This window comes from Prosthecobacter sp. (assembly GCF_014879935.1).
Lineage (GTDB): Bacteria > Verrucomicrobiota > Verrucomicrobiia > Verrucomicrobiales > Verrucomicrobiaceae > Prosthecobacter.
The window spans coordinates 1-12357 of sequence record NZ_JACSRD010000057.1 but is presented as its reverse complement, the minus strand read 5'-3'; the positions used below and the strand labels follow the sequence as shown (position 1 = coordinate 12357).

The 12357-nt window shown below is 61.6% G+C and carries 10 protein-coding genes; 4 read left to right on the top strand and 6 right to left on the bottom strand.

Annotation, left to right across the window (positions count from 1 at the left end; genetic code table 11):
* Positions 1–62: 62 nt before the first annotated feature.
* The 3 genes from IAE77_RS01770 to IAE77_RS01760 are packed head-to-tail and all read right to left on the bottom strand — an operon-like array spanning position 63 to position 2717.
* Positions 63–560, bottom strand: a complete 498-nt coding sequence (locus tag IAE77_RS01770) for a hypothetical protein (protein ID WP_294220918.1) — start codon at positions 558–560, stop codon at positions 63–65.
* Between the two features lie 42 nt (positions 561–602).
* Positions 603–2000, bottom strand: a complete 1398-nt coding sequence (locus tag IAE77_RS01765; protein ID WP_294220916.1) for a N,N-dimethylformamidase beta subunit family domain-containing protein — start codon at positions 1998–2000, stop codon at positions 603–605.
* A 39-nt stretch (positions 2001–2039) separates the two neighbouring features.
* Entirely contained in the window at positions 2040–2717 is a 678-nt protein-coding gene (locus IAE77_RS01760; protein ID WP_294220914.1) for a sigma-70 family RNA polymerase sigma factor, read from the bottom strand.
* 147 nt (positions 2718–2864) lie between these two features.
* Here IAE77_RS01760 and IAE77_RS01755 point away from each other — a divergent pair, with 147 nt between their 5' ends.
* The 4 genes from IAE77_RS01755 (at position 2865) to IAE77_RS01740 (ending at position 7813) form a co-directional block, all read left to right on the top strand.
* The gene (locus IAE77_RS01755; RefSeq protein WP_294220911.1) at positions 2865–4544 is read left to right on the top strand and encodes a TolC family protein; all 1680 of its coding nucleotides are present in this window, start codon (positions 2865–2867) and stop codon (positions 4542–4544) included.
* Positions 4545–4567: 23 nt separating this feature from the next.
* On the top strand, positions 4568–6352 hold the full coding sequence (locus tag IAE77_RS01750; protein WP_294220909.1) for an efflux RND transporter periplasmic adaptor subunit: 1785 nt from the start codon (positions 4568–4570) through the stop codon (positions 6350–6352).
* Positions 6352–7101 carry an ABC transporter ATP-binding protein gene (locus IAE77_RS01745; RefSeq protein ID WP_294220921.1) on the top strand — a complete coding sequence of 250 codons (750 nt, stop codon included), beginning with the start codon at positions 6352–6354 and terminating at the stop codon, positions 7099–7101. Before IAE77_RS01750 ends, IAE77_RS01745 begins: the two co-directional genes overlap by 1 nt.
* 64 nt (positions 7102–7165) lie before the next feature.
* A complete protein-coding gene (locus IAE77_RS01740; RefSeq protein ID WP_294220906.1) occupies positions 7166–7813 on the top strand; it encodes a LysM peptidoglycan-binding domain-containing protein in 648 nt (215 codons plus the stop codon).
* 15 nt (positions 7814–7828) lie between these two features.
* On the opposite strand, the gene IAE77_RS01735 is transcribed toward IAE77_RS01740, so the two are convergent.
* From IAE77_RS01735 to IAE77_RS01725, 3 genes are all read right to left on the bottom strand, one after another.
* On the bottom strand, positions 7829–10564 hold the full coding sequence (locus IAE77_RS01735; RefSeq protein WP_294220903.1) for a PVC-type heme-binding CxxCH protein: 2736 nt from the start codon (positions 10562–10564) through the stop codon (positions 7829–7831).
* A gap of 86 nt (positions 10565–10650) precedes the next feature.
* Entirely contained in the window at positions 10651–11136 is a 486-nt protein-coding gene (locus IAE77_RS01730; protein ID WP_294220900.1) for an OmpA family protein, read from the bottom strand.
* A gap of 8 nt (positions 11137–11144) precedes the next feature.
* Positions 11145–12357, bottom strand: a 1213-nt coding sequence (locus tag IAE77_RS01725; RefSeq protein ID WP_294220896.1) for a hypothetical protein, incomplete at its 5' end; no start/stop codon positions are given.

The window sequence follows — 12357 nt, the reverse complement described above, 5'->3', positions numbered from 1 at the left end:
GGCGCGCCACGCGCCTCCAGCTAAACGAGTCTTGCCTCCGCCTCCTGCTCGGATACACTCCTTCACGATGGCTCAAATTGTCCGCACAAAAAGCCAAGCGCCGAGGCCTTAACCAGATCTTGATGGTTGAATCCGCCTCGCAATTCTGCACGTCGGATCACTTCATCAGTCAGGCTTTTGCCAAAGACAGATGAGAGCGGGCAATCAGATGAGCAAGGAGTTAACTCTTGTTCATTTATAAGGCACAGGGCAAGTTGGAACTCCTCAGCGTGCGGCGCAAGAAGTCTAGGGGGAGCCTGCGGCGAAGGGATCAAAAGATATGATGACGATTGGCAAGGAATGCTGAGCCGCTGCGCCAAAGCAGAGAATGTGTGTTCCCGTGAGGCTTTGTCACTGCCTCTCATTTTCACCAGCCATTCGCCACCTTCTTCATCGACACCAATCCACCATTCAGACTTAGTTCCAATTCGTCTGTTATGAGATGAGGGTCTTTTCCAAGACCAGTTTGTTGCATCAAGCAATGCTGGCATTTCAGAAATGGCAGGGAAAGGCAGTTGCATGCAAAAGAGTGAGGTGCGGTTCACCAATTCGGGTCATTCACCTCACCTCCCCAGCCTCTCCAGCACATTCTTCGTGATGCGCACGACATGCGCGTCGTTCCCTTGCAAGCCATGCGCCCAATCGGTGGTCGCGGCGGTGAAGACGGTGCCGTTGTGGGTGTAGAGGCCGAGGCAGGCGGCGCCGGTGCGGCCGATCTCCCATTTCTCATACCACTCGACGTCATCGGGGTGCCAGCGCACGGGGCAGGTGCCGAGGACTTCGAAGGTCTTCGGCGTGCCGTCCTTGTGCGTGGCGAAGGGCAGGCCGTCGCGCCACTCGAGCTCGCAGCCGTCGCACTCGTAGCCGACGATGGTGTCCTTGCCGCCAAAGCGGTCGCCGCGCTTCAGGCCGGTGCCTTCGTAGATCCAGTGATCGGGGCGATGCACGATGTAGCTGGCGTCGCCGTCCATGAACTGGCCGTGACTGCGCATGTAGCCGCCCCAGAGGAAGCCGACGCCGGTGAGCTGGTTTTCCGGCCGCTGGAGCAGGTGATGGCTCCACGCGGTGCTGAGCGTCTTAAACTGACGCGTCTGGAAAACGGGATCGAGGTGGTAGTTCTGCTTGAAGCAGGTGAAGGCGCGGCCCTCCGCCTCGCTGCGCACCTGCCAGCAGCAGGTGTTGCCGCTGAAGAAGGCCACGTTGCCGCCTTTGGCGATCCAGGCCTCCAGGTTGTCGCGCATCGGCGTGCTCCAATACTCGTCGTGGCCGACGCTGAGGACGAGCTTGTAGCTGGCGAGCATCTCGGGGCGGAATTCGAGGTCGTCATTTGCGGCGAATTCGAGCGGGTAGCCGTTTTGCTCCGCCCACACAACGAACGGCAGCTCCCAGCGGCCGAATTGCGACGGGCCGGGCCGCTCAAAGCTCACGCGGCTGCCTTGGTTCTTCGAGAGGCTGTTGTAGGCATACACGGAGAAGCCGCCCCAGTTGTTGTAGGCGTTGTAGGTGTTTGAGCAGAGCTGCAAAAGGATCTTCGAGGTGCTTCCGGGCTTGGCTTGTCGCACGATGAACCACGCGCTGCTGCTCGCGGTGCGTGCGCCGCGATGCGTCCACTTTCCACCCGCATCTGCGGCGCGAAACACGACCTCGTAGTAGCCGCTCTTCCAATCCGCACCGACGGGCACACGCACGCTCTCCGGCCAGCGACAGCCATTCGCGCTGGCATCTTCCGGCACCGGATGCGCCGCGCCTGGCACGTCGTTCTTCTTCCACATGACTTCGCGTTTCGCGCCAAGCCGGGCGACCTCGATCTCAAACTTCGCCGCCGTGGTGTTGACGTGAATCGGGATTTCTTCTCCCTGCGCGACGCTGCGCTGGCCGGCATAGCCTTCGATGAACAGCGGGACGGGATCGGCGGCGTGGAGGAAGGAGGCAGCGAGGAGAAAGGAGAGGAAGCGGCGCATGAGGAGGCTACGCGAACAGCCACGTTCGGCTTTCAGCTCTCACTGCTCCATCTCGGCCAGCTTTGCGGCTTCACGTTTCAAGATGCGGCCGACGCGATGCTTGGCGAGATAGACCTGCGCGGCGTTGACACCGAGTTCCTTCTTCACGCGTTCAGGGCTCCAGCCTTTGAGCACGTAGCAGGAGAAAATCTGGAACTGGCGTGGCGAAACGAGAGCACGCACGCGGCGGAGGGCGATGTCCATCACCTTGTCCTGCCATTCCTTCTCCCAGAGCTTCTCAAGAGCGACGCCGTTCGGATCAGCGCAGCGGTCGATCGGTGCGGTGCGGCGTTCCTCGGCTTCTTCACCAGCGTAGAGGTTGGCCTCGCGGCTTTGCTGCTTCTTGCGGCGGCGGAACTGGTCGAGGATACGCCAGCGGGCCTGATTCAGAAGGAAGGATTTGAAGGAGCCAAGGCTGGTGTCGAATTTCTTCTTCTGCAGGTTCTTGGCGACACCGATGAAGGTCTCCTGCACGACGTCGTTGGCCTCATCGTCGCTCAGGCCGGTTTTGCGGGCGACGTGGAAGACGAATCCCGAGTAGGTGCGGTAGAATTCGTCCCAACTGGCCCAATCGTCCCAATTGTCGAGTTTCTCGATGAGCGTCTTCCGGGTCGGGGGCGATCCGGAGGTCTCCTTGAGGAGTTCTTCAGCTTCAGCGACTTTGGGTTCGTCTGACATGGGCGGGGCAGGGATAGTAACGGCGGCTTCCACCGTGGCAATGAGGTTTTGCTTTCCGACGAAAGACCCGGTGGTTCCCAGCCGTATTGCAAGGCCCCCAAAACCTCACCTTTCCGGCCCAACAACCCGATGCCGGTCCGCTTTCTCATGCCTCAACACCGCCTTTCCCATTCCGTCGCCGCGTCTCTCGCGTTGCTGACCCTGGGACTGAGTGCCTGTTCGACGGGATTTTACAAAAAGTGGGCGGACAAGGAGGTCTTTGGCATCTTGGGAAAAAAAGCCAGCAAGGTGCCGAACTCCGGCCAGGCCTTCCTCGACATCACACCGCCACCGCCGGTGAAGATGGAGGCGTTGCGGAAAAACATGGAGACCGTCGAGTTCCTCGGCGAGCGAGCCTACCTGGAAAAGGACGCGCGGATTGTCAGCCTCGCGGACGCGTTGGACTTCGCCGTGCATCGGAACCGCAGCTATCTGCTGCAGAAGGAGGTGGTGTATCTCGCCGCTTTGAACCTGACTCTGACGCGGCAGCAGTTTGGCCCGATCCTGTCTGGTGGCGGATCCACCACGCTGGCGAGCACGAAGGTGCAAAGCGGGGTGAACAACCTGGTGCGCACCTCGACGCTGACGACCACGGGCGGCATGGGCTTCTCGGCCCTGTCACGCACCGGGACGCTGCTTGCCACGAACCTCACCACGAATTTCCTGCGGTTCTTCACCGGGGGCGCTGATTCGGCCGTCTCGCAGTTGGGTGCCTCGCTTTCCCAGCCGCTGCTGGCGGGTGCGGGTTACCTTTCCGCGTCCGAAACGCTCACCCAGGGCGAGCGTAACGTGCTCTACGCGATCCGCTCGTTCGCCCAGTATCGGAAGTCCTTCGCCGTGGATGTGGCCACGCAGTATTTCCGCACGATCCAGGCACGCGAGAGCGCCAAGAACGCCTACCTGGGCTTCAAGGCCTTCAACTTCGTCGTGGAGCGTGAAACGGCGATGCAGAAGGAGAATGCGAGCACGAAATCGTCGCTGTATCGGCTGTCCCAGCAACGCCTCGTCTTCAACCGCAGCTGGATCAACGCGCGGCGCAATTACGAGCAGGCGTTGGATGATCTGAAGATCCAGCTTGGACTGCCGGTGACGGAGCGCATCGTGCTGGACTACAAGGACATGCACGACCTCAAGATCATCGACCCAGATGGATCGCTGGATGAGGCCCTGACGACCGCGCTTACCGCACGGCTCGACCTTTGGAACACGCGGGACCAGATGGAGGACGCCAGCCGCAAGGTGCTGATCGCCAAGCAGCAGGTGCTTCCCACAGTGAACTCGCTGGTGACTTACAACATGCTCGACAACCCGGACCGGAATGATTTTGCCATTACTCCGCGCAATCGCAGCACCTCGGCCGGCGTGAACGCGGACCTCAATCTGAACCAGAAGCCTGAACGCAACTCCCTTCGTGCGCAGATGATCGCGGAGCAGCGTGCGCGACGCGAACTGGACCTGGCTGAGGAGCAGGTGAGGGGGGATGTCCGCTCCGGCTGGCGGGATCTCGAACTGGCCCGCAAACAGTATGAACTGGCCCGGCGTGGCATGGAGATCAGCACCGCCCGTCTTGAACTGGAGGAAGGCTTCAACGCGGAGGGCCTCGGCACCGCCATCAACCTCGTGGACGCGCAGCGCGACATGAACGCCACGCGCGACCTCATGGTGTCCACCACCATCAACCACACACTCGTGCGCCTGCAGCTCTGGCGCGACATGGGCGTGCTCTTCATCGAGAAAGACGGCTCGTGGGTGGACGTAATGAACAAGGAGAAAATCAAAGGAGAATGAAAAAGGGAAAAACCACTCGAAGCATGGTCATCGCCGGAGGCGTCTGCGTCCTGGCCCTGGCTGGCTGGTGGATGCTGTCGGGCGGGAAGTCCGAGTCCGCCCAGACGCCCACGTTCATCGTGCAGCGCGGCCCTCTGGAGATCAATGTGCTGCAGGGCGGCGAGATCCGCGCCCTGCACAACACCGAGGTCAAAAGCGAGATCGAGGTGCCCACGAAGATCCTCAACCTCATCCCGGAAGGCTACCTGATCACGGAGGAGGATGTGAAGGATGGCAAAGTCCTCATTGAACTGGACAGCACCGACCTGAAGACCAAGATCCAGTCCCACGAGATCGAGTTCCAGACCACGGTCTCCAATTATATCGACGCGGACGAGAACCGCGAGATTCAGAAGAGCGAGAATCAAAGTCTCGTGCGGGACACCAAGCAGACGGCGATCTTTGCGCTGATGGACTTCGAGAAATACCTCGGTCGGGAAGTCACCGCCGCAGTGCTGGCGGCGGCCGGACTGCCCAAGGATGTGGAGAACTTTGAAAAATACGCGGACGTGCTCGAAACACAGGCCAACACGCCCGTGTCGCCGGATGTCACGAAAAACAACAAGGGCGTGGCAGCCAAGGATGCGGTGGCGAAGAAACCAGCGGCCCGGACCGAGAGCGAGATGATCGATTTCGCCCCGTTCCTGGAACAGAAGAGCCTGAATGACGGCGAGGCCCAGCAGAAGCTGCGTCAGCTTGAGGACGAGTTGCTCCTGCATCGCTCGGAGCTGGCCGTGGCGAAGCAGAAAGTCGAATCTTCCAAACGCCTCGCTGAGAAGCAGTTCATCACCTCCGCCCAGCTTGAGAACGACCAGGTGACCTTTGAGAAGGTCTCGCTCTCCGTGAAGACTGCCGAGACGGCGCTGGCCCTGTTCAAGAAATACGAGTTCAACAAGCAGTGTTCCACCCTCATCGCCGGTTATCGGGAGGCACTGAACAAACTCCAGCGCACGATCCGCTCCAACCGCTCACGCATGGCCCAGGCGGAGACGCGTTTCAGCACGGCCAAACGTCGCTATGAGATGGAGCTGACCCAGCGTGAGGACCTGGAGCGCCAGCTCAAGGCCTGCGTCATCAAGGCTGCCCAGCCCGGGCTGGTGGCCTACGGCGATCTGAATGCCGGCTCCAACTACAACTACAACTATCCCATTGAGGAAGGTGCGACCGTCCGCCTCAGGCAGACCATGCTCACCATTCCTGACATGAGCCAGATGGGCGTGAAGGTGAACGTGCATGAGTCGCAGATCAAAAAGGTGCGCATCGGCCAGCCGGTGAAGGTTCGTGTCGATGCGGAGCCCGGCAAGGAGCTCGACGGACGCGTGGCGGAACTCGCCATCCTTCCAGACTCCAGCAGCAGCCGTTACACGCCCAATTTGAAGGTCTATCCCTGCACCATCCACATCAGCGGCTACCACCCGTGGATGAAGCCCGGCATGAACGCCAAGGTGGAGATCATTGTCGATCAGCTCGCGGATGTGATCTACGTGCCCGTCCAGTCGGTGGAAGTCGAGCAGGATCACCACTTCTGTTACATCAGCAATGGCGGGGCCTTGGAGCGCCGTCAGATCAACACCGGTCTTTTCAATGATGAGTTCATTGAGGTGCGGTCAGGGTTGCAGGGCGGTGAGGCCGTGGCGCTTGCGTTGCCGAAAAAGTCGGATGTGGAGATGAATGCCAGCAAGGTCACACCTCCGGGGGGCGAACCGCCCGCTTCCAAAGCCAAACCGGGCAAGTCCAAGTCCAAAGACGTCGCCGTCGCCGCACCGTGATGCCCGCCGCTGATCCCATCATCCAGCTGGTGGACATACGGAAGAGCTACCAGATGGGCGACATGACCCAGCATGTGCTCCAGGGAGTGTCGGTGTCGATTTATCCCGGCGAATATGTCTGCATCATGGGACCGTCCGGCTGCGGCAAGTCCACCCTGCTGAACGTGCTGGGCTGCCTTGATCAGCCGACGAGCGGTGATTACTTCCTTGGTGGTCAGAACGTGGCCCATCTGGAGGATGATGACCTTTCCGAGGCACGGAACCGCAATCTCGGTTTCATCTTCCAGAGCTACAACCTCATCCAGCAGCTCAGCGTGATCGAAAACATCGCCGTGCCCATGTATTACGGTGGAGCCAAGGATCACGAGATGATCGAGACCGGAACCCGCCTCGCGAAACAGGTGGGATTGGAACACCGCCTGTATCACAAGCCAAACGAGCTCTCCGGGGGCCAGCAGCAACGTGTCGCCATCGCCCGGGCGCTGTCGAACAACCCGCTCGTCATCCTTGCTGACGAGGCCACGGGCAACCTTGATTCCAAATCCGGCAAGGAGATCCTTGATCTCTTCGACGACCTCAATCAACAGGGCAAGACGCTGGTGTTCGTCACTCACGACGAACGCATGGTGGAGCGCTGTACACGCATCATCCGGCTGCGCGACGGACTGGTGGAGCGGGATGAGGCCGGAGCCAAGGCCGGGCGGCTGCGGGGCAAGGTGACTGGCCAGCATTACGAGCTGGCGGCTTGAGGGAACGCTTTGGCGTCGAAATCCCTGTTGGCGTTTTCAGCGGCGGCGGCAATCATGGCGCTCCATGGCCCAATACACCGTCCAACCTGGCGACAATCCCACCAAGATTGCGAAATCCTTCGGCATGACCCTTGCCCAGTTTCAGAAACTGAACCCAGGACTGGTGGAGTGGGGGACGGGAAACTGGAAGGTTCTGTTTCCTGGCCAGATCGTGAACGTGAACGGTGTCGTCACCGGCCTGCCGCCCGAAACGGTTGCCAGCGCTCCCACCAGCTTCTCCGCGCCGCCGCCGTGGATGCAGATCGCCATCATGGAGCAGGGCGTGCAGGAGTGGTCGCAAGGGGACAACCCGCGCATTCTCGAGTACCTGCGGAGCTGCGGCATCGGCGGAAGCCTTTTGAAGGATGAGACCGCGTGGTGCGCCGCTTTCGTGAACTGGTGTGTGCTCAGGTCCGGTTACAAGCCGCAGGGCAGTGCGAAGGTCTCCGACTGGTGGGGCTGGGGACGGCCCGTGGCCGCCACGTATGGCTCCATCTGCATCCTCCAGCCTCTGACCACCGATCAGGCCAGCAGCGGTCACATCGGTTTCCTCCACGCGATGGATGCGACGAATGTCTGGCTGCTCAGCGGCAATTCCGCGAACCAGGTTCGCATCTCGCCGTATCCGAAGAGCAAGCTGATTCACAACGCGCCTTATCGCTGGCCGTTTTGAGGGAGCGGTCCCGCATCACTTCCCGCTGCGCAGATAGGCCACGATGTCCGCCACGTCCTGGGCCGTGAGGCCGAGCTGGGTGGCGCTGAGCATCATGCTGCGGTCCAGCTTCCTGCGGCTTTTGACGCGTGATTGCGGCACAAATTGATTCTGCCCGCCCATGCTGCGGATGATCATGATCTTTCCTTCCGTGAGCAGCATGCCGTGGATGGCGGTGCCGTCCTTCAGCGTGAGTTCGACCCCGTCATAGCCATGCGCGATGTCCTTGCTCGGCTCGATCAAGGCCTGGGCGATGATCTCCGTGGGCTGGCTGCGGCCCCAGCCATCGAGATTCGGCCCGAATTCAACGCCCTGCCCGTTGAACTGGTGACACATGACACAGCGGGTCACCAGTTGACCACCGTTCTGCGCATTCCCTTGCAGTTTGAGCACCTCATCGAGGCTGATCGAGCTCGGAACGGTCGGCGGAGTGACAATGGCGGTCAGTTTCGCGGTTTCAGGGTCAAAGATGCCTTCATTCTTCAATTCCTCGGCGATGCCAAAGGACTCCCACTCGTCCGTGCTGCGTTTGATCAGCCACCACATGGCTGCATCGTGAATGGGGGAGCTTTTCTCCTTCGCGATGGCGAGAACGGCCTTCGCGGCACCTGCTTCCGGGATGAAGGCGAGCGTGTCGAGCGCCAGCTTGCGTTCTTCCGGCGAAAGGTGGCTGCTCATGGCCCGTGTCTGCAAATCGGCCACGGCGGCGGCCGGATGCAGCCGCCAGGTGATCTGGGCAAAACTGTGCGCCCATTCCAGCGGATCTTTGAAGCCGGCCCTGGCCTTCAATTCGCTCCACACCTGCTCCTCCTTGCCGCTGCAGCCGATGCCGAAGGCTTCGAGGTAGGAGCGGTCCTCAACGCCGTTGCGTTTGGCGATCTCCATGAGGATCATCTTGCTCTGCGCGAACGGCACATCCCGCATGGCCACGGCGATCTCACGGCGCACGGCCCGCGAGCTGTCCGCCACCATGCTGCTGAGAATGTCCAGGCCGTCATCGGTGGCCGCACGGATCGCACGCAGGGCCACAAGGCGCTTCTGCTCGTCTTCCGACTCCAGCCACACGCGCACCTGGCGCATGCCGGCATCCCCCATCTGGGCCAGCAGCCAGACCGCACGTGCGGCGATGAAAGGATTCGCATTGTTCAGCACCTGGCCCACCGTACGCACGCCGTCCTTGCTGGATTTGAGCCGGGTGAAGGCGACATGGCGCACATTGGTGGCAGGCGATTGCAGCGCGGCGATCTGGCCTTCGACCGTGTCGAGGTTGATGGCGGGAACCTGGGGTTTGAAGCCTTTCGGTGCGATGCGGTAAATCGTGCCGCTGCAGGTTTCATCGGTGTCTTGATGGCCTCCGGTGCGCTTGTCGAACCAGTCGCTGATGTAAATGGCACCATCCGGCCCGACGCACACATCGGAGGGACGGAACAGCGTGCGGCGGTCTTCGGAGAGATTGTTGGCACCTCCGACGAAGTCGCTGCCTTTGAACACGCCGGTCGTGTTGGTGGTGCAGAAGTTGAAGCGCTCGAGTTTGAAGCCTGCGCCGTCGGGTTTGGGCAGGTAACCGAAGACCACGTTGCGTCCGGTTTCGCAGCTCAGCAGCAGGCCTTTCCATTTGTCACCGAGCGCGCCGTTTTCATAGAAGCACATGCCGGTGGGTGCGCCGCCGCCATAGACATCGCCGGCCGGAATGCTGCCGGGATCGTCCTGACGCCATTCCGCTTCCGGAATCGTCTGGCCGGGGCGCTTGTCAGCACGCCACTGGCGTTTGCCGTCGCGTGAGAAGAAGCCAAAGCTGCCGCCTTCGATGAGATGGCTCACACGGCAGGCGGGCGGATCGTCGTTGTCGTTGAGGAACATGTCGCCGAAGCTGGTGCGCACGCCTTCGTAGCTGTTGCGGTAGTTGTAGCCGAGGATCTTCGCCTTGTGGCCGTCGGGATCGATGCTGGCGGTGAATCCGCCGACATAGACATGCCCGTCATCGCTCTTCTCACCGGCATACGGATTGTTCAGGTAGGCGCCGCCGATGCGGAAGGTGTTGCCGCTTTTGTCGCTGAACAAGGCTCCACAGTTGCCGTTGCTGAAGTACAAGCGTCCGTCGGGTCCCGCATAGACGCTGTGCAGGCTGTGGTCGTGCTGCGGTTGTTCGAAGCCGGTGAGGAAGACCTCGCGCCTGTCCACGGCGGGATCGAACTTCAAATCACGGTTCACGTCCGTGTACTTGATGATGTCCGGCGTGTTGGAGACGAAGATGACGTTGTCGAACACGGCGACTCCCAGCGGGCACGCCAGGCCGGGTTCACGGACAAAGACGTGGCTGCTGTCGCCCTTGCCATCGCCATCCGTGTCCTGCAAAACACGGACGCAGTCGCCTTCACGGCTGCGGCCGCTGTGGCGGCGGTAGTTCACGCCTTCGGTGATCCAGACGCGGCCGGCGTGGTCGATGTCCATGTTCGCCGGATTGAAAAGCTGCGGCGAGGTGGCCCAGACGGTGATTTCGAGGCCCTCCGGCACGGTGAAGAGGCTGGTGTCGAGATGATCCGGCTTCACAGCGGCAGGATCAAACGCCGGAACGGCTGGATCGGGAGTGAACGCGGGCTTTCCAGCCACAAACGGTCCTTTGTCCTTCTTCGGTTTGTCCGGTTTCGCGGCGATGAGCGCGAGTGGTGCGGCGATGGCGAGTGCGACGAGGAGGTTGGGACGCTTGAGCATGATTGGGGGCGGAATGAACGACCCAAAATCGATGTTCTTGCCGTGTCGTGAGCCGTGCCGGCCTGCGTTTGTCCGCAAGTCGCGGATCAACGCTGGCGGTAGATCACCACCACGCCCGAGGAGGGGCCGCTGGGAGAGAAATCGTTCCCGTAACCCACCGTCTGGAGATTGCCGGCCTCGACGCCGGATTCGATCAGCCGCTGCCGTACCGCGAGGGCACGACGTTCAGACAGCGCCCGCGCGTGATCGGGCGGCAGTTGCGGCGGGGCATAGCCGACGATGAGCATGGTGGCCTTTTTGTCCTTCTCCATCTCACGGACGATGGCGCGGATTTTCTGCTCGTGCGCTTCAGTGATTTCGAATCCCTCGTCTTCATCGAAGCGCAACGCCGGGCATGCGGGTTGCAGGCTGCGGTTCAGCGGCGAGGTGTAGGATTCACGCGGCCCCAACGCATAGACCACGGCCTCATCCGCCGGATTGCGCAGGAAACTCGGCACCGGGAGGCTGCCGCACGACGCCAGCGTGAGGCAGGAGAGGAATGGCAGGGCGAGGCGTGGCAGGCGGACGTTCATGGCGTGTCTCATCGCATCCAACGAGGTTCGGTGATGTGGCCCTGACCCTGCAGCAGGGAGCGCCGCGTGCCGCTGCGGAGATCCTGCACAAACAGCTCTCCGTGCTGGACGTAGGTGATGAAATGGCCGTTCGGACTCCAGGAGGGATGCTGGGCGCCGCCGGCCTGGATGATGCGCACGCGGCCGTTGGGATAAGGTTTGACCGCCACGGCCCACTCACCGCCGGTGCGGGTGGTGAAGGCGATCTGCTGCCCGTCAGGCGACCACTCAGGATCGGTGCAGAAGTGATAGCCGGTGCGCCAGCGGAACAACCGCGCGGGCTGGCCCTCTTTTTCCGGCACCTCGACGACGTAGAGCTTCGGTCCGTCGCCGTCGTCACTGGAGAAGACGATCTGTTTGCCATCAGGGTGCCAGGAAGGACTGGACGGGGCGCCGGTCGAGTCGCTCACGCAGGCGGCCGTGTTGCTGCTCAGATCGCTGACAAAGATCTCCGGATTGCCTATGAAGCTCATCACGGCGGCCAGATGCGTGCCATCCGGCGAGAAGGCGGAACCGAAACTCGTGCCGGGCGTGTCGGTGACGCCCCGCTCCCATCCGACGTTCAAGTCGAGCAGCCGGATGATCGGAAAACCACTGCGGTAGCTGGTGAAGGCCACCATGGAGGAGTCGGGAGAGAGGGAGGGGGACACCGCGCCGTGCTTGTCGTGCGTCACTTGATGCACATCTCCGCCTTCGGAGTCGCAGACGTAGATCTGGTGCTTCCCGGAGCGGTCGCTGACAAAGACGATGCGGCTGGTGGCCAGTCCGGGGCGGCCGGTGATGGTGTAGATCACGTCGTCCGTGAGCGCCTTGAGGTTCTCATCGAGGCCCGGGGCGGCGTAGCTGCGCTGGAACAGTTCCTTGCCTTTCGCGTCGAGCAGGCTGCCGCTCACACGACCGCCACTGGAGCTGCCCTTCACCGTGAAATCGACCGTTTCATCCGCTCCCGCGACGAAGAACTCGCGTGAGTCGAGCATCTCGCGGCGCAGGGCCTCCTGGGCGCTCGCTCCCGTGCTCCCGGCAAACGGTCCCACACGGATGCGCGGCATGCTTTTCTTCGTTTCGGTGGATTTTTTCCCGCCACCGAGGCCGATCCAGCCGCGCATGGTTTCCAGCACGCCGGCCTGTGCCTGCCCGCCGGGAGGACGCCGGAGATCCTCGTCTCCCGCAAGCTGTCCGGGT